This window comes from Streptomyces sp. NPDC126499, from assembly GCF_040302485.1.
Lineage (GTDB): Bacteria > Actinomycetota > Actinomycetes > Streptomycetales > Streptomycetaceae > Streptomyces.
On record NZ_JBEOUO010000021.1, the window covers coordinates 64,196 to 86,329 of the forward strand.

A 22,134-nucleotide genomic window follows, 5' to 3' on the forward strand; every position below is an offset into this window, starting at 1 on the left:
GCGCGCGGGACTCCGGCGGTGTCGCGGCTCCCCCGCCCGACGAGGTCTTCCGGCAGGCCGGCGGCGGGCCGGTGCCTGACGGAACTCGTCCGGGTGCCCGGCCGTTGCCCCCGGGGAGGTGTGTACATGACCAGCAGAGGCCGTTTGCTCTTCCTGTCACTGACCGTGCCGCTCGCCGTCGTCGCCACCGTCCTTCTGGCGAAGGCGTTCCAGTACCGGGCGCTCGGTACGTCCGTCGTCCTGGTCATCCTGGTGCTCGGCCTGGTCACGGCCATCACGAACCGCCTCAAGGGCGAGGCACCGCAGCGGTCCGCGCCGCTGGACGCGAAGAACACCGGCTGCCTGGTCCTGGTCTGCCTGTCGTTCGCCCTGGTGGTCGTCCTGCCCGCCGACCGGCCGTGGAACTCGCCGTGGTGGCCCGGCCGCCACGAGAGCACCTCACTGCCCGACCCCTGCGCGGTCGGCCGCACGGCCGCCACCACGCTGGTGCCGGCCGGCACCGCCACGGCCGAGGACGACGACGACGGACCGTACGGACCGACCCGCGACTGCACCTGGCGGGACCCGGAAGGAGCGTCGCTGCGGCTCTCCTACCACCTCGTGCGCTGGCAGGGCTCCTTCGGCGGCACGGCGACCGAGACGGCACGCGACGCCTTCGCGAACGACCTCTTCCTCGGCACCCCCACGGCCCTGCCCGGCATCGGCGACGAGGCGCGGCGCGCCGCGTCCAGCTCCTTCGAGAACCTGGGAGCCCGCAAGGCCAACGTGCTCGTCGAGGTGACCCTCATCAGCGCACACCACGACGCCGCCCGCGCGGCGGCGGCGGAGCGGCTGCTGCGCACCGCGGTGGACCACGTCCGCACCGGCTGAACGGCAGGCCGCCTTCGTCTCGCCGGCTCGCCAGGTGCGCTCCCGGTCAGCGGTAGTCGTCGGGGTGGCCCTGCATCCAGGTGTTGATCCGGTCGCGGGTCCCGACGAGGAGTGTCTGGTGCCGCTTCAGGTTCTCGAAGGACCGGTCGCCGCCGAGTTCGGCGTCGAGCTTCGCGATCAGCTCGATCGGCCGGTCGAAGTGCGCGGCGCCCTTGGGATCCGCCTTCATCGCCCGGTCCAGGCGGTGCAGTTCGTCGTGGACCCGGCCGAGGAAGTAGGCGCAGTTGCCCGGGGTGCAGGCGTCGTCCAGGGTGGCCTGGAGGCCCGCGAACGCGTCGCGGACGCGCTCGGGCGGCACCACGTCCGGGGTGGTGGGTGCCGGGGTGACGCCGGCCGACGCTTCGTCCTCGGCGGCGGCCTCGGCGGCGTCCGCGGCGGAGGTGGGCACCGTGGCGACGCCGCCGGTGGCGGCCTGCTGCCGGTCGACCGGCGGAGCGGCGTCCGGGTCCGTCCCGCAGGAGACCGACAGCGCGGCCAGGGCGACGACGGCGACGACGGTGCTCCGCACCGAGGATGTGAACATGGCTTCCCCCCGTGATCGTGAAATCAGGGGAGCCTACCGCGACGGGCGGGGCCAGGTGAGGGGCGGGGGCCGCACGCCAGGAGAGGGGCCGTGCCGGACCGGGAGCGGGAGTCCGCGCCCCCGGCCCGGGACGGGAGTCCCCGCGTCACCGGGCCGGGTGGATGCTCAGAGTGTGCGCAGCTTCGTGGTGAAGACGTGGTGGGCGATCTTGTCGCCGAGCGTCAGGCCGTCCTCGGCGTCCCACGGGAAGTGGACGCCGAGCCAGACCCTGCTGTAGGCGTCCTCCCGCGCGGCGGCGCTGAAGCTGGTGAAGTGGCGGGACTTCACCGGGGACCGCGGCTCGTCGGTGGTGATGTCGAAGGCGATGGCGTCCGAGCCGAAGTACCTCTTCATGGTCCCCGCCCACGCCGCGCCGAAGGTGGCGTGCCCGGACGTCCACGCCGGGAAGCAGGGGGTGACGTTGACCCCGGCGGGGTTCTTCAGCAGGGGCTTCCACTCGGGGTCGAGACCGCCCTCGCGGATCGCGGAGACCGGGCGCCACAGGTCGATGGGGGTCAGGAACTTCACGTCCCGGACGGCGATCCCGGCGTCGGCCATCGCGATCGACACGAGCGCGAACAGCCGTGCGTTCTGGTAGGTGGTGAGGCCGCGTGCCGTCGCGATCTCGCGGGTGGCCTGGAGCAGCTGGCCCGGCGGCTTGTACGTGCCGTCGTTGTCGTTGGCCCAGAACCAGGCGGCGGCCTCCTGGTCGGCGGTGCGCTCGATCACGGGCGTCTTCGCGGTCGGCCGGTCGGCGCCGGCCCTGCGGACCGCCTCCACCTGCGCCTTGTAGGCGTCGCTCGCCAGGAGCTTGTCGTACGTGCCGTAGAGGCCGGGCGTCGGCGGCCGGAACTGCGAGCCGGAGGTGAGCGCGAACGGCTTGACCAGCCCCCAGTACGGGGTGACGGCCTGGCTGTGCCGGGCGCAGCCGGGGTCCTGCATGTCGGGGTAGCTGGTGGGCCGCCAGGCGCCGGGGGCGGGGTCACCGGCGTACACCCGGTCGTCGTCCGACCCGTCGCCGTTCCGGGCGGCCGTCATCTGCGTCACCATCTTGTCGACGACGGTGGCGTCGAGGAGGTCGAAGTCGGTCGGCTCGGTGCCGAACCGCTCCCGGAAGCGCGCGTCGAGGAACGCGGTCTGGTTCTTCCCGTACAGCCTCAGCAGGATGTTGTACGCGGTGCGCCCGACGACCCGCTCCTCCTCGTCGGGGCCCTCGAACCAGCCGGCGTACTTCTCGGCGTGGAGGTACGGCTCCGAGGTGATCCGGCCCTTCCACTTGAGCTGGTACGAGCTCTCGGCGTCGTACATCGCGGCGTTGAGCATCGCCGCGGCGCGCGCCATCGGGCCGGGGCCGCCTCCCTCGCGCCGGACGATCTGGAGCAGCACGTCGTTCCAGTAGTGGACCGGGTCCTTGATGGTCTGCGGCGGCAGGGCCGCCGGGGCGGCCTGGGCGGCCTGCGGCGCCCCGGTGAGCAGCGTCCCGGCGGTCGCCAGGACGGCGCCCGCCGCGAGGACGGCCCTGAGGCGGCGCGGGATCCGCCGCCGTGCGGAGGGGGAGGTGGGGGTCATGGTGCTGCTCCTCGTGGTCGCGGACTGCCGTTCGCCACGCGTCCGGTGGCGGGCCAGATGCTGTCCGCTCGCCGCGGCCGGAGGGGAGCGGGTGAAGAAGGCCCCGGGCGGAATGGCGGGCCCCGGGCGGGCACATGACCGAAAAGGTTCGGACCAGAGGATCCGTGCGCGCGGGAGCGGGGGTCTGGGAGGGACAGCCGGGCCCGGCCGCGTCCGCGACGAGCCCGTCCGCGGGGACGTCTGGCGTTTACCTCGCTCGCCCGCGGGTGCGCACTTCGCTTACCCGGCCGGGGCGCGGCCCGTGCCAGTCTTGGCGGCGGTGTTCGAACGGCTGACTGGCGCCGCGTCGGCGGCGCCCGGCATGGGAGGGACAACCCGATGAGCCTGGTGGATGTGTACACCGAGTGGGATCCGCTCGAAGAGATCGTCGTGGGGACCATCGCAGGGGCGCGGGTGCCGATGACCGACCGGAGTCTGCTCGCCGCGGAGTACGGGGACATCGACGACCCGCAGGAGATCGTCCCCGGCCCGTACCCCGCCCACGTGGTCGAGGAGACCGAGGCCGAGCTCGAAGAGCTGGTGGACATCCTCACCGGTCTCGGCGTGAAGGTGCGGCGGCCCGGCGGGCGCGACCACAAGGCGGTCGTGTCCACCCCGGACTGGAGCACGGACGGCTTCCACGACTACTGCCCCCGAGACGGCTTCCTCGCGGTCGGCAACACGCTCATCGAGTCGCCGATGGTGCTGCGGTCGCGGTGGCTCGAAGGCTTCGCGTACAAGGACCTGTTCGTGGAGTACCTGGAGAGCGGGACGCGGTGGATCTCCGCGCCCAAGCCCCAGCTGACCGACGACATGTACGAGCCGTCGGCGCCGCCCGGGGAGCGGCTGAAGAACCTGGAGCCGGTCTTCGACGCGGCCAATGTGCTCAAGTTCGGTACGGACGTGCTCTACCAGGTCTCGGACAGCGGCAACATGCTCGGTGCGCGCTGGCTGCAGGCGGCGCTCGGCAGCGAGTACACCGTGCACGCCTGCCCGGGCATCTACACCTCCACGCACATCGACTCCACCATCGCGCCGCTGCGGCCCGGCCTGGTCCTGGTGAACCCGTCCCGGGTCAACGACTCCAACATGCCCGACTTCCTGCGCGGCTGGGACCGGATCGAGTGCCCGGAGCTGGTGGACCAGGGCTTCGTCGGCCCGCACCCGCGCGGCTCGGTCTGGATCGGGATGAACTTCCTGACCGTCGGCCCCAGCAAGGTCATCGTGGACAAGCGGCAGGTCGACCTCATCCGGGTGCTGGAGAGCCATGGCGTCGAGTGCATCCCGGCGCAGCTCACCCACGCCCGCTCGCTCGGCGGCGGTTTCCACTGCGTGACGCTCGACGTGCGCCGCACCGGCGAGCTCGCCACCTACCGGTAGCGCCGAGCGCCCCCTCCCGGCCTCTCCGCCGGTGCCCCGCGCATCGGCGGACGGCCGGCCGCCCGTGCCCGCGCCGCGCGCCGGCGGACGCCCGGCCGTCCGTGTCCGCGCCGCGCGGCGGCGGCGGTGTTTCCGACTCAGATCCGACTCACAAGGGAAGTGGCTGACGATGGTGACCGGCTCCCGCGCGGGTACGACACGAGTGGCGATCGTGGACTGCCGCTCGACAGGGCGCTTCCTGCCGGCCGCGCTGCTCCGGCACGGCATCGAGTGCGTCCACGTCCACTCGCAGCACCCCGACGTGCACATGCCCTTCGAGGCCGACGGCTTCGTGGACGACATCCGGCACGACGGCGACCTCGCGGCCACCGCGTCGGTGCTGCGCAAGCACGGCGTCGGCCATGTGATCCCCGGTACGGAGTCGGGCGTGGAGCTGGCCGACCGGCTCTCCGCCGAACTGGGCACGCCCGGCAACGGGATGAGCCGGCCGGCGGCCCGCCGCAACAAGCACGACATGGTGCTCGCCCTGCGTGACGCCGGGCTCGCGCACGCGGCCACCATCGTCTCGTCCGACGCGGACGAGATCGTCGCGTGGGCCGAGTCGGCCACGGGCTATCCGGTGGTCGTGAAGCCGGTGTCCAGCTCCAGCACGGACAACGTGACGGCCTGCGCGTCCCCGGAGCAGATCCGGGCCGCGCACGCGAAGATCATGGCGAGCACCGACCGGCACGGCATGGCCAACACCGTCGTCCTCGCGCAGGAGTTCCTCGCCGGCGACGAGTACTACGTCAACACGGTCAGCCGCGCAGGCCGGCACCACACGGTCGAGATCTGGCGCTACCACAAACGCCGGGTCCCCGGCGGCGACTTCATCTACGACTACGACGAGCCGCTGGCGCCGGACGACCCGGTCGCCCGGCGCCTCGAGGCCTACGCCCACCAGGTGCTCGACGCCCTGGAGATCCACAACGGGGCCGCCCACACGGAGATCATGCTCACGGCCAGGGGGCCGGTGCTCGTCGAGTGCGGGGCCCGCACCGGCGGCGGCCAGATCCCGGAGATCGTCACCGACTGCTTCGGCGTCAACCAGGTGGACCTCCTCGCCCTGTCCGTGGCGCGACCCGAGGTATTCGACCGCCTGCCCACCACGGCGTACCGGCTGCTGCGGCACCCCCGTTTCGTGGCGCTCATCAACCCGAGGGACGACGGCGTGGTCCCGTCCCACGAGGCGATGGCCCCGGTGCGGGCGCTGCCGTCCTACGCGCACACCGTGCTGGCGCATCCGGCGGGGCAGCCGATGCCGCGGACGGTCGATGTCGCGACCTGGCCGGGCTATGTGTATCTGATCTCCGACGATCCGGATCAGGTCCGCGCCGACTACGAGCGGCTGCGCGCGTTCGAACGTGACTTTCTCTACGACAACGGCTCCCGCTGAGGGACCCCGCCCAAGGAGTGTCGCTATGACTACGGACGTCACCTCCACCGCGTCCACCGCGTCCACCAGCTCCACCGAGGACTACATCGCCCTCGCCGAGCGCTGGGGCGCCGACGACTACGTCCCGCTGCCCGTGGTGCTCAGCCACGGGGAGGGCGCCTGGGTGACCGACCTGAACGGCCGGCGCTACCTCGACTTCCTCGCCGGGTACTCCGCGCTCAACTTCGGCCACCGGCACCCCGACATCGTCGCCGCGGCCAAGGCGCAGCTCGACCGGCTGACGCTGACCAGCCGGATGTTCCACCACGACCAGTTCGCGCTGTTCTGCCGCGAACTGGCCGAGCTGACCGGCACCGAGCGGGTGCTGCCCTCCAACTCCGGCGGCGAGGCGGTCGATTCGGCCGTGAAGATCGCCCGGAAGTGGGCCTACCGGGTCAAGGGCGTGCCGGACGGTGCCGCCGAGATCGTGGTCGCCGGATCGAACTTCCACGGACGGACGACGACGATCGTCTCGTTCTCCACCGACGCGACCGTCCACGACGGCTTCGGCCCGTACACCCCGGGCTTCCGCGTGGTGCCGTACGGCGACATCGACGCGCTGCGCGAGGCGGTCGGCCCGAACACGGCGGCGGTCCTGCTCGAACCGATCCAGGCCGAGGCCGGCGTGGTCGTCCCGCCGAAGGGCTACTTCGCGGAGGTCCGCCGGCTCTGCGACGACACGGGCACCTTGCTGGTCGCCGACGAGGTCCAGTCCGGCCTGGCCCGTACCGGCGCGACCCTCGCGCTGGACCACGAGGGCGTCCGCGCGGACCTGTACACCCTCGGCAAGGCGCTGAGCGGCGGTCTGATGCCGGTGTCCGCGGTGGCCGGGCGGGCCGACGTCATCGGGGTGCTGAAGCCCGGCGAGCACGGCTCGACCTTCGGCGGCAACCCGCTGGCCTGCGCCGTGGGCAGGGCGGCGGTGCGGCTGCTCGCGACCGGTGAGTTCCAGGAGCGGTCGCGCGAGCTCGGCGCGTATCTGCACGCCCGGCTGGACGAGCTGGACAGCGTCGCGGAGGTCCGCGGCCGCGGTCTGTGGGCCAACGTGCGGATCGCCGAGGGCCGGCCGAAGGGACGCGCGGTGTCCGAGGCACTGCTGGAGCGCGGGCTGCTGTGCAAGGTGGCCGACGAGAACCTGCGGGTGTCGCCGCCGCTGGTGATCACGCGTGACGAGCTCGACTCCGGCATCGACGCGATCGCCGACGTGCTGGGATGACGGATCTCGCCCGCGTGAGACAAGGAGCCACGGTGACCGACCCCGTCGCACCCTCCGGCCGGCCGCGCGTGCTGGTCGTCGGCGGCCGGCTGAAGCAGGTCCGCAAGGCCCGCGAGCTCGGCCTGGACGTGGTGTACGTCCAGCATCCCGACGCGTACGACCGCGAGCACTGGCCCTACGTCGACCAGGCGCTGCTCGTCGACTACTGCGACATCGACCGGCTGCTGCCGATGGTACGGGCGCTGCACGAGGTGTACCCGTTCGCGAAGGCGGTGACGCTGACCGAGTTCGCGCTGCTGCCGACGGCGCGGATCAACGAGGAGCTCGGCCTGGCCGGCGAGTCCCTCGACACGGTGGAACTGCTGCTCGACAAGGCGCGGATGCGCGGGCACCTGGCCGCGAAGGGCATCAGCCCGGTGGCCTCCGCGGTCGGCCGTTCCACCGAGGACGTACGGGACTTCGTCGCCGCCCACGGGCTCCCGATCATCGTCAAGCCGGTCCGCGAGTCGGGCAGCCTGGCGGTGTTCTGCGTCCGCGACGAGAGCGAGGTGGACGCCGTCGCCGAGCGGTACCGGACCCTGAGCGACAAGGAGTGGGCCCCGGGCGACGTGGCCTTCGCCGACTCCTTCGACGAGTTCCTGATGGAGGAGTATCTGGAGGGCCCGGAGTTCAGCGTGGAGACGCTGAGCTTCGACGGCCGGCACGTGGTCGTCGCGACGACCGACCGCGAACTCGGCGGCACCGGCTTCGCCGACTTCGGCCGCACCGGTTTCGCGGAGATCGGGCTGTGGCAGCCCAGCGCCCACCCGCCGGAGCAGGTGCGCGAGGCCATCGGCCTGGTACGGGAGTTCCTCGACGCGGTCGGACTGCGCGACGGACCGGCCCACACCGAGGTCAAGCTGACCCCGCGCGGCCCGCGGATCATCGAGTCGCACAACCGCGTCGGCGGTTACGCGCTCAACGAGATCGCCGAGCTCGTCTACGGCGTCGACATGGAGCGCCACGCGCTGGCGGCCGGGCTCGGCCTGCTGGAGCCGCTGGCCGAGTCGCCCGAGCCGCGCGGCGCCGCGGCCCTCCAGGCGCTGATCCCCGAGCCCGGCCGGGTGGTGGAGGTGACCGGTGTCGACGCCGTGCGCGCGGACCCGGCGTTCGTGGACCTCCGGCTGATGGTGGAGCCGGGCGACATGGTGTCACCGCTGACCTGGAACGAGGACATCGGCGGTTACGTGGTGGCGCGCGGCGCCGACACCGCCGAGGCGATCGCGCACAGCAAGCGGCTGGCCGCGGCCGTCCGGATCCGCACCGAGCCCGTCGCGTAACCCGGCCTGTCCGCCTCCGTCCTGAGGGACACTCAGGACGGGAGGTGGGCGAGGCTGCGGTTCAGGGCGCTGTCGGGGCGGGCGGTGAGCTCCTCCCAGGTGCCCTCCTCGGCGATGCGCCCGGCTTCGAGGACCGCGATGCGGTCCGCCCGGCGGATGGTGGCGCGGCGGTGGGCGATGACGATCGTGGTGCGGCCTTCCTGCCGGAGTGCGGCGGCGAGCCGGGCGTCGCTCGTGTTGTCCAGGTGCGCGGTGGACTCGTCCAGGATCAGCACCCTCGGCCGGGCGAGCAGCGCGCGGGCGAGGGCGATGCGGGCCCGCTGGCCGCCGGAGAGGGTGGCGCCGCGCTCACCGACCGGGGTGTCCAGCGGCGCGATCCGGTCGACGTCGCACCGGCGGGCCGTCTCGGCGAGGAGGTCGTCGTCGGCGGCGGGGGCGGCGAGCCGCAGGTTCTCGGCGAGGGTGCCGTGGAAGAGGGGCGTCTCCTGCCCCACCAGGGCGACGGCGCCCCGCAGTTCGGCGTCGTCGAGCTCCCGCAGGTCGACGGGGTCCCCGTCGGCGGGCAGCAGCTGGACCCGGCCCCCGGACGGGTCCCAGAAGCGGGCGAGCAGATGGGCACAGGTCGACTTGCCGGCGCCCGAGGCGCCGACCAGGGCGAGCGTCTGCCCGGCGGGGACGGTCAGCTCGACTCCGTCGAGCACGGGCCCTGCGCCGTAGTCGAAGCTCACCCGGTCCAGGCGGACGCCCAGCGGGCCGGGCGGAAGGGAGCGGGGCACGGCGGGCGGCGGGGCGAGTGCGGGCGCGTCGACGGCCGCTTTGACGCGGGAGGCGGCGGCCCGCAGGGACACCGCCTGGCTGAGGGACCGGGCGGACTCCGCGACGGGGCCGAGGACGGCCAGGGCGAGCGCCATCGCCGCGGGAACCCACGCGCCGTGCAGCCGCCCCGCGGTCAGCGACTGGGCCGCCGCGACGACCACGCCGAGCAGCGCCGCCACGATGAGCAGGTCGCGGAGCGCGGCGGCCCCGGCCTCCCAGGTGGCCTCGGCGCGCTGGGCCTCGCCCACCTGCCGGCCGCGCTCCGCGAGGCGGCGCCGGCGCCCGGCGAGGGCGCCGAACGCGAGCAGCTCCCGCAGCCCGTCCACGGTCTCCACGGTGTCGGCCGACAGCGTCGCGACGGCCGCCCGGGTGCGGGCGCCGCGCCCGGCGCGCCCGCGCGCCTCGGCGAAGGGCGCCGCGGCGAGCAGCGCCGCCACCGGCAGGACGGCCGCGAGGAGCCAGGGCTCCACGGCGGCGAGCACCGCCGTCCCGCCGGCCAGGACCGTTCCCGAGGCCAGCAGCTGGGCGGTGGTGTGGGCGTAGAAGAACTCCAGTGCCTCCACGTCGGCCATGGCGGTGGCGGCAAGGTCCCCGCTGCGCCGGCCCGCGACCCGGGCGGGCGCGCTGCGGGCGAGCCCGTCGAAGACCCGTACGCGCAACGCGGCGAGGACCCGGTAGGCCAGGTCGTGCGAGAGGTCCATCTCGCGCCAGGTCGTCAGCGCCCGTACGAGGACCAGGGCGACGAGCGCGGTGACGGTGCCGGCCGAGGGGGCGCCGCCCTCGATGACGGCCGTTCCCACGGTGTGCGCCGCCAGGGTCACGAGGGCGACGAGGGAGCCCTGTTCGAGGAGCGCGGCGACGCAGGTGCGGGCCGTCATGGCGCGGTGCCCGGCGAGTGCGGGAAGCAGGGCGCGCAGGGCACCCCGCTCGGGCGGGAGGGCTTCGGCGGGCGGGGCGTCGGTGGCCCGGGTGGCGGTGGCGCCGGCGGGCGGGGCGTCCGTGGCCCGGGTGGCGGTGGTGCGCGGGGCCTGCGTGCCCCGGGTGGCGTTGGTGTCGCTCATGCGGCGAGTTCTCCTGGGTGGGTGCGGCCGGCCTCGACGAGTCGCGCGTAGACGCCTCCGGCGTCGACCAGGCCGGAGTGGTCGCCGACGGCGTCCACCCGTCCTCCGTCGATGACGACGATGCGGTCGGCGTGCCGGACGGCGGCGAGCCGGTGCGCGATCACCAGGACGGTGCGGTGGCCGGCGGCGTTCAGCAGTTCGCGGACGATGTCCGCCTCGCGGCGTTCGTCGACCGCGCTCGTCGCCTCGTCGAGGACGAGCACCGGGGCGTCCGCGAGGAGGGCACGGGCGAGCGCGAGCCGCTGCCGCTGACCGCCGGACAGGGTGTCGCCGCGCTCGCCGAGGACGGTGGCGTAGCCCTCGGGAAGGGCGGCGATCTCGTCGTGGACGCCGGCGGCGCGGGCCGCCGCCGTCAGCTCGTCGTCCGTGGCGTCCGGCCGGGCCATCCGCAGGTTGTCGGCGACGGTGGCGTGGAAAAGGTAGGTGTCCTGCGAGACCACGGCGACGCCCTGGCGCAGCGCGTCGAGGGAGTGCTCGGTGGTGCCGCGCCCGTCGAGGGTGATCCGGCCGGCCTCCGGGTCGTGGTGGCGCAGCAGCAGGGCGAGGAGGGTGGACTTGCCCGCGCCGGACGGGCCGACGATCGCGGTGGTGCGGCCCGCCGGTGCGGTGAAGGAGACACCACGGAGGGTCGGCTCCGTGGCGCCGTCGTAGGTGAACCGGACGTTCTCGAAGCGGAGTTCGGGCGGGGCCGGCCAGTGCGCGGGGGCGTCGGGGGCCTCTTCGGTCTCGCGGACGGCCGGCTCGGCGGTGCGCAGGGCCGCGATCCCGTCGGCGGCCGACACGCCCAGGTAGCCGGCGTGCCACTCGCGCGCGAGGTCGCGGACCGGCCGGAAGCACTCGGAGGCCAGGAGCAGCACCAGGTAGGTGCCGGTGGCGGTGGTCGATCCGGTCACGGCCGACCAGCAGGCCAGGAGCGCGGCGGCGGCGGTGCCGCCCTGGATGGCGAGGTCGGTGATGCCGGTGTCGACCAGGGAGACGCGCAGTTTCGCCACGGTCGCCCGGTGCAGGGCCGCCGAGCGCTCCTCCAGGCGTTGCCGGGTGCGGCCGACCGCGCCGGCGGCCCGCAGCGCGGCCATGCCCTGCAGGGCTTCCAGGTAGTCCGCGCCCAGTCCTTCGTACGTGTCCCAGTGCTCCTTGCCGCGCGCGGCGAGCAGCCGGTCCCAGGCACGCGGGCCGAACAGGGCGAGCAGCAGGGCGGGGACGAGGCCGAGCAGCGCCGCCGGTTCGACCACGGCCAGGGCGGTGAGTACGAGGGGCGGCACGGTCAGGGTGATGAGGAGCTGGGGCAGATAGCGGGACACGTAGGCGTCGACGCCTTCTACCCCGTCGACGAGGGTGGTACGGACGGCTCCGGCGCGCGCGGTCGTCAGATGCGCGGGCCCCAACCGTCCCAGATGCGCGAGGAGTTCGTCCCGCAGGCCGACCCTGACCTCGGCCCCGGCCCGGGTCGCGGTGCGCCGCTGCCAGGTGCCGAGGCCGGTGCGGGCGGCGACGACGGCGAGCACGGCGGCGAGCAGCCACGGCAGCTGTGCCGTGTGCCCGGCGGCGAGCCGGGCGAGGGCGAGGGCGAGCAGGGCCGCCTGCGTCAGGTGGGTGAGGGTGACGGCGCCTTGCAGGACGGTGGCGGTGAGCAGGGGACGCCGGGCACGGCGGGCGGCGCGGCGGAGCTCGGGGTGGACGATCACGTGGTGTTCTCCTCGTCGGCGTGGAGGGTGCCGGTGCGGCTGCCGGTGGCGGTCCGGGTGCCAGCGCGGCTGCCGGTGCCAATGCCGCTGCGGCTGCCCCTGTTGGCGCGGGTGCCGGTGCCGGTGCGGCTGTCGGTGGCGGTCCGGGTGCCAGTGCCAGTGCCGCTGCGGCTGCCGGCGTCGGCGCGGGTGCCGGTGCCGGACCGGGTGCCAGTGCCAGTGCCGCTGCGGCTGCCGGCGTCGGCGCGGGTGCCGGTGCCGGTCCGGGAGCCGGTGCCAGTGCCGCTGCGGCTGCCCGTGCCCGTGCGGGTGCCGGTGCCCGTGCCGGTGCGGGGGCCAGCGTGGCTGCCGGTGCCGGTGCCGAGGGCCAGTCCGTGGACGATCCACTCCTGGCCCGGTGCGGCGCCGAGCGCGGCGCCGAGGTCCGCCTGCTGCCAGGACCCCACGGGCCGGGCGGCGAGCCCGAGGCGCCGGGCGGTGACGTGGGCGAGGTGCACGGCGAACCCGGCCCGCAGGTGGGCGCGGCGGATGTGCGGGCCGTCGGCGTCGGAGGGACACCCGCGAGCGAGCAGGACGGCGCCCGCGTCCGCGATCCACCCCTGCCCCGCGGCCCAGGCCGCCAGCGCGGGCCGCGCCTCCCCTGCGGCCCAGCGCCGCAGGCCGGCCCCCTCGGCGTCCGCCTCCAGCAGCCCCGGCCGCTCTCCCCCGACGGCGACGCACCAGCGCAGCTCGTCCCCTCCCGCGCGTTCGGCCGCGACGAGGACGGCGTGAAGCACCTCGGGTGCCGGCGCGCCATGGAGCGGCGGCGGGTCACTGCGCCGGGCGAGCAGTTCCTCGGCCGTGGGCGTGAAGGCGAGGAGGGAAGGGGACGCGGAAGAGGGGCCGTCGGCGGACGTCCGAGCGCGGGCGGGGCCGCCGGGCCGGTGGCCGGGCGTGCCCGAGGGGCCGCCGGACCGGCCGCCCGGGCCGGGCGGAAAGCCGTCGTCCCGCCGGTGCAGACCGGGCGAAGCGCCGTCGTGCGGCCGCTCCGGGCCGCCCGGACGGCCCGAGGACCGGGCGTCCGGGCCGGACACCGGACCGCCCCACCGCGGACCCGTGCCCGCCGGAGCACCGGCGGATCGGTGGTCCGGGACCGGCCGAGGCCCGCCCGGCCTGCGGTCCGAGCCGTCCACAGGACCGCCGGACCGCCCGCCCCCGCCCGCCGGCGGGCCACCCCACGGCTCGCTGCCGCCACCGCCCGGCGGCGGGATGTGGACCGTCGCCAGGGGCCGCTCCGTACGGCCGTCGAGGCGGGCCTCGGGCGTCCCCGTGCCCACCGCACCGGCCGCCAGGAAGAGGGCGGCGGCGGCGTGGCCGGTGTCGAGGAGGAGCAGGGGCCAGGCGCGGTGGCCGTAGTGGGAGGTGGTGCGGCGGGGGGTGACGGACAGTTCGGCGGTCAGGCCCGGGGGTGTGCCGGCGGGCTGGGGGCCGAGGTGGTGGACGCGGTGGCGCAGGGGGTCGTAGCCGTAGCGGCCGGGGGGCAGGGAGCAGCCGGCGCCGACGACGAGGGTGGTGTCCACGGGGTGCAGCGCGCCGGCGGACGGGGTGGGCCGCAGGCGGCCGGAGGCGTCCGTGGCGGCCAGGGACAGGCGCAGCAGGGCCCCCAGGTCGAGGTCGGCGGGGCCGGGCCCGGGGAGCGGGCGCGGTGGTCCGGGCCAGGCCGGGACGGGCCGGCCGGCGGGTGTGTCCGGGCCGGGGCGCCGGGCGGAGCGGGCGAGGGCGAGGGCGGCGGTCGGGTCCGCCGGGTGGTCCTCGGCGAGGTGTTCCACGGTCGTCCTCACATGTGCGGCGGGGGCGCCAGGGTGAAGTCCTCCGGCGCGACCGGCAGTTCCGTGCGCCAGCCCCGCCGGACGGCCGCCTCGCCGAGCCGGGGGCAGCCGAAGTAGCCGAAGGCGGCGGGCGCGTTGGGGAGGAGTCCGGAGACGAGGACCCGGGCGACCCGCAGGGAGGTTTCGGCGACGTCCTCGGTGGTGAGGTCGAAGGTCATCACGCGGTGGCCGCCGGCGTGCAGCGCGCGCTCCAGCCGTTCGCGGCTGCCGGGCTCGACCGCGTCGATGGACACCATGCCGTGGGCGGGTTCGGTGAACCTGCGCGCCTCGGCGGCCATCCGTTCGTCCAGCCACACCTGGACGTGCGCGCCCAGGTCCCGTACGTGCTCGAACCGCTCCCCGCACGCGTCGAGGTAGCGGCCGTCGGGGCGGTGGTCCAGGTAGAGCCCGCGGGCGAGCAGACCGGCCTCGACGGCCTGGAAGACCCAGCCGTCGGGGTCGGTCAGGCCCTGGGTGAAGACCCAGGTGTGGACCGCTTCGAGCACGGCCTTGCGGGCGGCCTCGGCCGGGTCGTACTTGCAGGCGAACCCGGCCGCGTACAGGCCGAGCCGCGGGTCGTGGACGAGCGCGGCCATGCAGGGGGCGAACTCCGACGGCATCTCGACGAGGTGGACGTCGAGGGCCGATCCGGCCAGGTCGTCGAGGAGGCCGGGCACGCCGGCCGGGTCGATGCCGCGGGTGGGTCCGTCGAGGTGCCACCACAGTTCCAGGGCGTCGCGCTCGACGATCTCGAGCAGGCCACGTTCGACGGCGTCGTCGAGTCCCTGCCCGGTGGCGATGCCCGCGTAGTTGAGATGGTGGGTGCGGGGCAGCTCCCGCAGCTCGCCCTGGCGCCAGTTGAGGTGGGTGAGGGCGACGGGCGCCCAGACCTCCGCCGTCCCGCCGCCGGGCAGCCGCTCGGTGCCGCGCGTCCACAGGGACGGGGTGTCGGCGGTGAGACGGCGGTAGGGGAACTTCTCCCGCTCGTACTGCCAGGTCGCGTACGCGGGCAGGTCGCCCGGCCCGTACAGCCGCAGGCCCTTCTCGGCGAGTTCGGCGGCGGTGGCGCGCAGGGGGGCGTCGGGGTGGCCGGGCGGCGGCACCCGGTTGCCGCAGTAGCGCTCTATCCCCTCGGCTATGGCGGCGATCCTGGCCTGTTCGGGGTCGCCGAAGGTGGTGCCGAGGGAGACCCGGTCGGCGGGCCACAGACCGAGTCTGCGGGCGTCGGATATCTCGGCGGTGAGCGCGGTGTAGCGGGGCGGGGCGCCCGCGGGGTGCTCGACGGGCTTGACCTTGCGGACGATGCCGCAGACGGGGTCGACGAGTGCTTCCAGCGGCAGCGCCGTCATCGCAGGATCTCCTTGGCGGGATCGGTGGGCGTGGGTCGGGAGGGGAGGACGGGCAGGGTCAGCGTCACGCTCGTCGGGTCGACCTCCCGCCGGGAGGCGAGCAGCCGTCCGGCCGTGACGGGGTCCTCGCCGGTGTGGGGGTTGCGGGCGTGCGCCGGGAAGTGGTGTCCGGCGATCTCGATCCGGAGGCGGGTGCCGGCCCGCAACCGGCGTGCGAGCCGCCCGAGTTCGACGGTGAACCCGCCCTCGGTCTCCTGCGGGTCCGCCGGGCCCGCAGGTGCCCCGCTGCGCCGCAGGACGCCGACGGCGAGCCGTTCGGCGCGCCCCTGCGGGGTGAGGGCGACGAGTCGTACGGCCCAGTCGGCGTACGGGGTGTCGGCGGTGGCCCGCATCCGGACCCGTACGGTCCCGACGACGTCGAGCGGGCGCGGCAGCGGTGCGGTGACGAGCAGACAGCGGTCGGCGGGTTCGCCGGTGGGCACGGTGAGGTCGTCGGAGCGTACGGGACGGTCGGGGTCGGCGGTGAAGACGGCGCCGTGCAGGGGCCGCAGCGGCAGCGGGCGCGGTTCGCCCTCGGTGGCCGCGGGCAGCCACAGGTCGGCGCCGCCCAGCGCCAGCGCGCCGTGGCGGCCGGGCGTGAGGTCGCCGGCCAGGGCGCGGCGCGCCCACCGGGCGTACAGCTCGCCGAGGACGACCCGGTGCGCGGGGCCGGCGTCGGGTCCGGGCGCGGCGGCGAGGCCGTGTCCCCAGGGGCCGAGGAGGAGTCGGGCCGAGGGGCCGCCCCAGGTGTGCCAGAGCGCGAGGGTGTCCTCGGTGAAGTGGTCGTGGTGGCCGCCGACGGCGAGCAGGGGCAGGCCGGCGTGGGCGGCGCGCGCGGGGAGCCGGCCGCGCTCGCGGTGCCGCCACAGCCCGGCCCAGGAGGGCAGGTGCCGGCCGAGCCGCTCGGGCAGGCCGGTGAGCGGGAGGTGGGCGAGCAGGCCGGGGTCGGCGGCGAGGGCCTTCGCGAGGGCGTCCTCGTCGGAGTCGGGGCGGTCGCCGTGGGCGGCCCACCAGCCGGCGCGGGCCAGGAGCCGTTCGGGGCCGGAGGGTTCGCGGGCCGTCTCGGCGGGGCCGAGGGCGGGTACGGCGGCGATGACGGCGTCCGGCCGGGCGTCCGTGTCCGCCTCGGGGCCGAGGGCGAGGACGAGGGCGCAGTGGGCGGCGTAGGAGGCGCCGGCGGCGACGATCCGTCCGTCGCTCCAGGGCTGCCGCCGGATCCAGCGGGCGGTCGCCGCCCCGTCGGCGGTCTCGTTCTCGTACGGGCGCCACTCCCCCGGCGAGGCGTGGCGGCCCCGCACGTCCTGCACGACGGCGGCGAATCCCCGGCGGGCCCAGCCGCGCGCCTCGGCCAGGTGCCGGGTGCGGTCGTAGGGGGTGCGGACGAGGATGGCGGGGTAGGGCCCGGTGCCGTCGGGCAGGCAGACGTCCGTGGCCAGGCCCTCGACCGTCGTGGCGGCGTGCGGGGAGGTCATCCGGTCTTCCTCGGCATCGGCGCGACGTCGGGGACCGGCAGGACGGGGTGTTCGGTGACGGTCAGCGTGCGCAGGTCGACGCGTCGGAGCCGGCGCCGTGCGGGCAGGCCGGCCGGGTCGGGGGCGCCGGTGGCCCACCGGGTGAGGTCGTCGGCGAGGAGGGCCGCGAGGAGCGCGGCGGCGGGCAGGGTGAGCGGGACGGGTGCGCCGGAGGTCCGGGGCCCGCTCCAGTAGGCGGCCAGTTCGCGGTGGGCGGGGGTGGCGGCCAGGCGGCGGGCGCGGACGTGGGCCGAGGTGACGTCGCCGGGGGCGGCGGCGAGGGGTTCGACGTACGCCTGCCAGCCCTCGCGGTGGCAGCGCAGCCAGGCGACGCCGTGGCCGGGCAGCCGGTCGGCGGCGTCCCACAGTCCGTCGGGTACGGGGCCGTCGAGGCACCAGACCACGGCGGCGGGGTCCTCGTCGAGGAGGTCGCGGATGCCGGGGGCGACTCCGGTGGCGGTCACGGCGGGGGTCGTACGCGGCTCGGCGCCCAGGGCCGTCAGGTGGGCGGCCAGCGGCCGGGTCAGGGCCGGGGCGCCGAGGAGCCTGATGTCCCGGCGGGCGGCGGGCCACTGCCGAGTCGGGGGCTCCTCCGCCAGGTAGCCGGCGTCCTCGAAGGCCCGTACGACACGGAGCAGTTCCTCGTCGGGCGGGGCCGGGGCGGCATCGGCGCCGGCACCGGGCTCGCTGTCGGCTCCGGCGCCGGAGAGCAGGGAGAGCAGGGCGCGCTCGTCCGCGTCTCGGGTCCTGACGCCGAGGAACTCCCCTTCGGCGGTGCGGAGGGCGAGGCCTCGCCCGGGCACGGCGACGACTTCGACACCGGGTACGAGCCGGCTGCGGGACACGGCGTTCTCCTGACGAGAGGGCTGATCGGAGGGCTGGCGAGAGAGGGGCGGGATGGGCGTGGGCCCGCCCGGAAGGCAACGGGCGGGCCCACGGTCGAGGGTGTGAGCCCTCGCTTACTCCTCGGTGTCCTCGAAGGGGTTCTCGACGAGGGCGTTGGAGTGGGAGGCCGAGTCGTGGGCCAGCTGGCCGGGGTCGGCGATCGGGGCGAAGACCTGCTCGTTGTCCATGAACTCTCCTTGTTCGTAAGGGAGATGCGGTGCTCGGGTGAGCGCCGCGACCGACACTAATTGAAATGATTTTCATTTTCCAGTGAGGAGAGGGGGTGATCTGGGTAACACACCGGCCATCCGCCCTCGGGATCCCGGCCGACCCGGCCGGCCACCTTCAGGACGTCCGCGAGCAGTCCGGGCGTGACGACCTCCCCCGGCGCCCCGTCGGCGACCACCCGGCCCTCGCGCAGCGCAACGATCCGTTCGGCGAAGCGGGCGGCGTGGGCCAGGTCGTGCAGCACCATCACCACGGTCAGCCCGCGTTCCTCGCGCAGGCGGACCACCGTCCGCAGCACGTCGAGCTGGTGGTGCAGGTCCAGGTACGTGGTCGGCTCGTCGAGCAGCAGGACGCGGGTGTCCTGGGCGAGCGCCATCGCGAGCCGCACCCGCTGCCGCTCGCCCCCGGACAGCGCGTCCACGTCCCGGTCGGCCCACCCCTCCACCCCGACGTCCCGCAGGGCCCGGCGCACGACGGGGTCGTCGCCCTCGCGCAGCATGCCGAGCGGCCCCCTGGCCGCGTACCGCCCCTGCCGCACCAGGTGACGTACCGTCATTCCCGGTACGGCAGGGGCTGATTGCTGCAGGAGTGCCACGCGGGCGGCCGTGGCGCGCCGGGACATCCCGGCGAGGTCGTCGCCGCCGAGCAGCACCCGCCCCCGGTCCGGCCGGAGCAGTCCGGCGGCCAGTCTCAGCAGGGTCGACTTGCCGCAGCCGTTGAGACCGATGAGGGCGGTCAGCTCGCCCGGCCGTACGGTCAGGTCGACACCCCGCAGCACCGGCCGCGCGGGGTAGCCGAAGTGGACCCCCTCGACGTGTATTCCCATGGACGCCCCCAGGGACGTGCCCATGGACTCGGTCATCTCAGTCCTCCGTCGGCTTTCAGAACGTACGGTTCGGGGCGCGGCGCACCACGAGCAGCAACAGGGCGGTGCCCAGGCAGGCGGTCAGCGCCCCGACCGGCAGCGTGAGCCGTCCGGATCCCAGTGCCTCGGCCGCCAGCCGCGAGGACGACTGCGCCGCCGCGTCCGCCCCGCACACCACGACCGCACCCACCAGGGCGGCCCCCGGAAGGCTCACCCGCAGGTCGGCGCCGAAGACGGCCAGGGCCAGGTGCGGCACGAGCAGCCCCACGAAGCCCAGCGCTCCGACGGCCGCCACCGCGCCCGCCGTCAGCGCCACCGCGCACAGCAGGGCGAGGGTGCGGGCCCGCCGGGCCGGGAGGCCGGCGGCAAGCGCGATCTCGTCACCGCAGCGCAGCAGGGTCAGCGGACCGGCCATCAGCCAGGCCGCGGCCCCCCACACCAGCGCCCAGGGCCACAGCAGATGCCAGTGCGCCCACACCCGGCCCTCGGTGGTGCCGACCAGCCACTGCACGACGCTGCCGAGTTCGCCCGGCTTCACGAGCAGCACCATCGCGGTGAGCCCGCCGAGCACCGCCGACACCAGCACCCCGTGCACGGCGGTCCGGGCGGGATCGCCGCCCGAGCGGCCGACGAGCAGCCACAGCAGCAGCGCTCCGGCGCATCCGCCCGCGCACGCGGCGAGGACGACGGCCAGGGGCGAGTCCCATCCGGCGAGGCCCAGCGCCGTCGCGGTGACGGCCCCGAGGACCGCTCCCGGTGTCACGCCCGTCACCTCGGGGCCGGCGAGGGGATTGCGCAGCGCGGACTGCAGGACGAGGCCGGCCACGGCGAGGCAGGCGCCCGCGCCGAGGGCCACCAGCGTTCTGGGCAGCCGCAGTTGGAGGAGGATGTGCCGTTCCGTCGCGTCACCGCCGCCGCCCAGGACCTCCCAGACCGCACTCGGCGACATGCCGCGTCCGGCCACCAGTTCCCACCCGGCGCACACGGCGGCCAGGACCGCGAGCACCGCGAAACGCCGGCTCACCGCGTCTCCTCCTTCTCCGTCGTGGCGCCCCGGGGCCCGGGCACCGGCACGTGCCCTCCACCCGGACCATCCGCACCGCCGGCACCGTACGGACCGGCCGAACCACCCGCACCGCCCGGACCACCCGCACCGCCCGGACCACCCGGGCCGTCCGCACTGCCCGCACCGCCCGAACCGCCCGAACCGTACGGGCTCGCCGGTGCGGCCGAACCGGCCGGGGCGGCGCCCGCGTTCGTACGGCGCTTCCGGCCGCCCGACCGCATCAGGGCGACCCCGGCCGGCACGCCGAGCAGGGCCGTCCAGGCGCCGGCCGGTGTCTCCACCGGCGCGAGGGCCAGCCGGGCCGGGACGTCGGCGACCGTCACGACGACGGCGCCCCACGCGGCGGACCACGGCAGCCAACGCACCGCACCCGCGCCGGGGTTGAACCACCGGGCCAGGTGCGGGGCGAGGAATCCGACCCACGCGACCGGCCCGCACACGGCCGTGACGGGCGCGATCAGCACGACGGCGACGGCCAGCGCGGCAAGCCGTGCGCGCTGGGCCCGGACGCCCAGCGCCTCGGCGTCCTCGTCGCCCAGCCGCATCACCGACAGCACCGGCGCGCACAGCACGAGGGCCGGCAGCGCGACGAGCAGCCACGGCCAGAGGCCGGTCACGTCGTCCCAGGTGCGGGCGGAGAGGGAGCCCAGCAGGTAGCGGTAGATGAGCTGGAGGTCGAGCTGGTCGGCCATCACCATCAGGACGAGCAGTGCGGCCTGGAGCGCGGCCGCGACCGCGGCACCGGTGAGCAGCACGGCGGACGGGCTGCGGCCGAGTCCGGCGGCGAGCAGGGTCAGTCCGCCGCCGAGCACGGCGCCGCCGAGGGCGAGCAGGGGCTGCGCCACGGCCGGCAGCGACAGGGCGAGGACCAGCGGGGCGGCGACGCCGAGCGCCGCCCCCGAGGAGACGCCCAGCATCTCGGGCACCGCCAGGGGGTTGCGCAGCGCCTCCTGGAGCACGAGCCCCGCCGCGCCCAGGCAGGCGCCGGCGGTCAGCGCCAGCACGAGGCGCGGGACGCGGAGTTCGGTGACGACGATCCCGGCCAGTGTGGTGTCCCCGTCCAGGACCGCGCCGGCGAGCCGGTGCGGCGGGACGTGGGGCGTGCCGAGACACAGCGCGCAGACCGACGCGGCGAGCAGCACCCCGAGCGTCAGGAGCGGCTGCCAGAAGGGCCTGCTCACCGCAGCGCGGCCGTGGCCTCGTCGAGGACGATGCCCAGCGAACGGGTGCCGCGGCCCTTGGCCCACACCTCCGGGTTCACTTCGTGGACGTCGCCGTTCCTCACGGCCGGGATCTTGCTCCACAGCGGGTTCTTCGCCAGCTTCTCGGAGAGCTTGCCGTCGGCGTCGCCGAAGCTCATCGTCTCCACGAACAGCACGTCGACGTCCTTGGCGAGGATCTCCTCCAGGCTGTAACTGCCGTCGACGCCGCGCGACTTCCACGGGTAGTCGGCGATCTTGGGGAAGAGGCTGGCGGTCACGTCGCCCTCGGGCGTGGCGACGCCGAAGTTCTCGTCGCTGCCGTAGATGACGAGGGCGGTCTTGTCGCTGGGGGTCTTCTCGGCCGCGGCGAGCTTGGTGCGGAAGGTCTTCTCGGCCTTCTCGCCCTCGGCGGTACGACCGGTGAGGGCGGCGGTGTTCCGCAGATAGCCGACGCTGTCCTCCCAGGTCTCGGGCTGCATGGCCCAGAAGGTGGTGGCGCCCTTCAGGGCGGGGGCGAGCTTGCCGTGGGTGTCGCCGAGGCCGATCACGAGGTCCGGCTTGTGGGAGAGGATCGCCTCCACCTCCGGGGCGATGAATCCGCCGGGGACGACGGGGACCTTCGCCGCCTTGTCCTTGCCGAGGAAGCCGGGGTGGGCGAGCAGGGTGTTGTTGGTGGCCGTCGGGACGATGCCGAGCTCGGTCAGGATGTCGTCGCAGAGCGCGAAGAGGCAGACGATCCGCTGCGGCTTGCCGTCCAGGGAGATTCGGACGCCGTTGACGTCGGTCAGCCGGGTCGTGGCCTTGATGGGCTGGACGGTGACCTCGGTCTTCGCGGTGGGCCCGCCCTTGTCCCCGGCGGGCTCGGCGGCGGGCGAGCCGCAGCCGACCAGGACGGAGCCCACCACCGCCGCGGTGAGCCACTGGCGGACGGATCTCGACGGTGCGCGCATGGATGTCCTCGCTCTTTTTCTCGGGAAACCGGAACGACGCACCGAAGATACATGATAATCATTTTCACCAGACCGCCCTCC

At 75.2% G+C, this 22,134-nt stretch carries 18 protein-coding genes; 5 read left to right on the plus strand and 13 right to left on the minus strand.

Features of this window, described 5'->3' with window-relative positions:
• Positions 1-126 precede the first annotated feature (126 nt).
• Positions 127-870: a hypothetical protein gene (locus ABTZ91_RS26510; protein WP_352079745.1), complete on the plus strand. Its 744-nt coding sequence runs from the start codon at positions 127-129 to the stop codon at positions 868-870.
• 46 nt (positions 871-916) lie between these two features.
• On the opposite strand, the gene ABTZ91_RS26515 is transcribed toward ABTZ91_RS26510, so the two are convergent.
• Together ABTZ91_RS26515 and ABTZ91_RS26520 are read right to left on the minus strand one after the other, a co-directional pair.
• Entirely contained in the window at positions 917-1,453 is a 537-nt protein-coding gene (locus ABTZ91_RS26515) for a hypothetical protein (protein ID WP_352079746.1), read from the minus strand.
• Positions 1,454-1,618: 165 nt separating this feature from the next.
• A complete protein-coding gene (locus tag ABTZ91_RS26520; protein WP_352079747.1) occupies positions 1,619-3,061 on the minus strand; it encodes a vanadium-dependent haloperoxidase in 1,443 nt (480 codons plus the stop codon).
• Between the two features lie 378 nt (positions 3,062-3,439).
• On the opposite strand from ABTZ91_RS26520, the gene ABTZ91_RS26525 reads away from it, so the two are divergent.
• From ABTZ91_RS26525 to ABTZ91_RS26540, 4 genes are all read left to right on the plus strand, one after another.
• Positions 3,440-4,480, plus strand: a complete 1,041-nt coding sequence (locus ABTZ91_RS26525; RefSeq protein ID WP_352079748.1) for an inosamine-phosphate amidinotransferase 1 — start codon at positions 3,440-3,442, stop codon at positions 4,478-4,480.
• A 169-nt stretch (positions 4,481-4,649) separates the two neighbouring features.
• Positions 4,650-5,915 (plus strand): ATP-grasp domain-containing protein, encoded by a 1,266-nt coding sequence (locus tag ABTZ91_RS26530; RefSeq protein ID WP_352079749.1) that lies wholly within the window; start codon positions 4,650-4,652, stop codon positions 5,913-5,915.
• A 25-nt stretch (positions 5,916-5,940) separates the two neighbouring features.
• The gene (rocD, locus tag ABTZ91_RS26535; RefSeq protein ID WP_352079750.1) at positions 5,941-7,170 is read left to right on the plus strand and encodes an ornithine--oxo-acid transaminase; all 1,230 of its coding nucleotides are present in this window, start codon (positions 5,941-5,943) and stop codon (positions 7,168-7,170) included.
• Between the two features lie 32 nt (positions 7,171-7,202).
• Positions 7,203-8,489, plus strand: coding sequence for an ATP-grasp domain-containing protein (locus tag ABTZ91_RS26540; protein ID WP_352079751.1), 1,287 nt, complete (start codon positions 7,203-7,205; stop codon positions 8,487-8,489).
• Between the two features lie 32 nt (positions 8,490-8,521).
• Here ABTZ91_RS26540 and ABTZ91_RS26545 read toward each other — a convergent pair whose 3' ends face one another.
• The 11 genes from ABTZ91_RS26545 to ABTZ91_RS26595 all read right to left on the minus strand — a co-directional run bounded on the left by ABTZ91_RS26545 (position 8,522) and on the right by ABTZ91_RS26595 (position 22,053).
• Positions 8,522-10,366, minus strand: a complete 1,845-nt coding sequence (locus tag ABTZ91_RS26545; protein ID WP_352079752.1) for an ABC transporter ATP-binding protein — start codon at positions 10,364-10,366, stop codon at positions 8,522-8,524.
• Complete coding sequence (locus ABTZ91_RS26550; RefSeq protein ID WP_352079753.1) at positions 10,363-12,111, minus strand: ATP-binding cassette domain-containing protein; 1,749 nt, start codon at positions 12,109-12,111, stop codon at positions 10,363-10,365. Before ABTZ91_RS26550 ends, ABTZ91_RS26545 begins: the two co-directional genes overlap by 4 nt.
• Positions 12,108-13,919, minus strand: coding sequence for a nitroreductase (locus ABTZ91_RS26555; protein WP_352079754.1), 1,812 nt, complete (start codon positions 13,917-13,919; stop codon positions 12,108-12,110). Before ABTZ91_RS26555 ends, ABTZ91_RS26550 begins: the two co-directional genes overlap by 4 nt.
• A gap of 8 nt (positions 13,920-13,927) precedes the next feature.
• Positions 13,928-15,307: a YcaO-like family protein gene (locus ABTZ91_RS26560; protein WP_352079755.1), complete on the minus strand. Its 1,380-nt coding sequence runs from the start codon at positions 15,305-15,307 to the stop codon at positions 13,928-13,930.
• Positions 15,304-16,818, minus strand: a complete 1,515-nt coding sequence (locus ABTZ91_RS26565; protein WP_352079756.1) for a CocE/NonD family hydrolase — start codon at positions 16,816-16,818, stop codon at positions 15,304-15,306. Before ABTZ91_RS26565 ends, ABTZ91_RS26560 begins: the two co-directional genes overlap by 4 nt.
• A complete protein-coding gene (locus tag ABTZ91_RS26570; protein ID WP_352079757.1) occupies positions 16,815-17,702 on the minus strand; it encodes a hypothetical protein in 888 nt (295 codons plus the stop codon). The genes ABTZ91_RS26565 and ABTZ91_RS26570 overlap by 4 nt, the downstream gene beginning before the upstream one ends.
• 114 nt (positions 17,703-17,816) lie before the next feature.
• Positions 17,817-17,930: a streptamidine family RiPP gene (amiA, locus tag ABTZ91_RS26575; RefSeq protein ID WP_241270818.1), complete on the minus strand. Its 114-nt coding sequence runs from the start codon at positions 17,928-17,930 to the stop codon at positions 17,817-17,819.
• Between the two features lie 56 nt (positions 17,931-17,986).
• Positions 17,987-18,832: an ABC transporter ATP-binding protein gene (locus ABTZ91_RS26580; RefSeq protein WP_352079758.1), complete on the minus strand. Its 846-nt coding sequence runs from the start codon at positions 18,830-18,832 to the stop codon at positions 17,987-17,989.
• A gap of 19 nt (positions 18,833-18,851) precedes the next feature.
• Positions 18,852-19,859 (minus strand): iron ABC transporter permease, encoded by a 1,008-nt coding sequence (locus ABTZ91_RS26585; RefSeq protein WP_352079759.1) that lies wholly within the window; start codon positions 19,857-19,859, stop codon positions 18,852-18,854.
• On the minus strand, positions 19,856-21,082 hold the full coding sequence (locus tag ABTZ91_RS26590; protein ID WP_407078027.1) for a FecCD family ABC transporter permease: 1,227 nt from the start codon (positions 21,080-21,082) through the stop codon (positions 19,856-19,858). Before ABTZ91_RS26590 ends, ABTZ91_RS26585 begins: the two co-directional genes overlap by 4 nt.
• On the minus strand, positions 21,079-22,053 hold the full coding sequence (locus tag ABTZ91_RS26595; protein WP_352079760.1) for an ABC transporter substrate-binding protein: 975 nt from the start codon (positions 22,051-22,053) through the stop codon (positions 21,079-21,081). The genes ABTZ91_RS26590 and ABTZ91_RS26595 overlap by 4 nt, the downstream gene beginning before the upstream one ends.
• Positions 22,054-22,134 lie beyond the last annotated feature (81 nt).

Bases quoted from the DNA above. Each gene is read 5' to 3' on its own strand.
- ABTZ91_RS26510 (WP_352079745.1), top strand. From the start codon at position 127: ATGACCAGCAGAGGCCGTTTGCTCTTCCTGTCACTGACCGTGCCGCTC.
- ABTZ91_RS26515 (WP_352079746.1), bottom strand. From the start codon at position 1,453: ATGTTCACATCCTCGGTGCGGAGCACCGTCGTCGCCGTCGTCGCCCTG.
- ABTZ91_RS26520 (WP_352079747.1), bottom strand. From the start codon at position 3,061: ATGACCCCCACCTCCCCCTCCGCACGGCGGCGGATCCCGCGCCGCCTC.
- ABTZ91_RS26525 (WP_352079748.1), top strand. From the start codon at position 3,440: ATGAGCCTGGTGGATGTGTACACCGAGTGGGATCCGCTCGAAGAGATC.
- ABTZ91_RS26530 (WP_352079749.1), top strand. From the start codon at position 4,650: ATGGTGACCGGCTCCCGCGCGGGTACGACACGAGTGGCGATCGTGGAC.
- rocD (WP_352079750.1), top strand. From the start codon at position 5,941: ATGACTACGGACGTCACCTCCACCGCGTCCACCGCGTCCACCAGCTCC.
- ABTZ91_RS26545 (WP_352079752.1), bottom strand. From the start codon at position 10,366: ATGAGCGACACCAACGCCACCCGGGGCACGCAGGCCCCGCGCACCACC.
- ABTZ91_RS26560 (WP_352079755.1), bottom strand. From the start codon at position 15,307: ATGACGGCGCTGCCGCTGGAAGCACTCGTCGACCCCGTCTGCGGCATC.
- ABTZ91_RS26565 (WP_352079756.1), bottom strand. From the start codon at position 16,818: ATGACCTCCCCGCACGCCGCCACGACGGTCGAGGGCCTGGCCACGGAC.
- amiA (WP_241270818.1), bottom strand. From the start codon at position 17,930: ATGGACAACGAGCAGGTCTTCGCCCCGATCGCCGACCCCGGCCAGCTG.
- ABTZ91_RS26580 (WP_352079758.1), bottom strand. From the start codon at position 18,832: ATGACCGAGTCCATGGGCACGTCCCTGGGGGCGTCCATGGGAATACAC.
- ABTZ91_RS26595 (WP_352079760.1), bottom strand. From the start codon at position 22,053: ATGCGCGCACCGTCGAGATCCGTCCGCCAGTGGCTCACCGCGGCGGTG.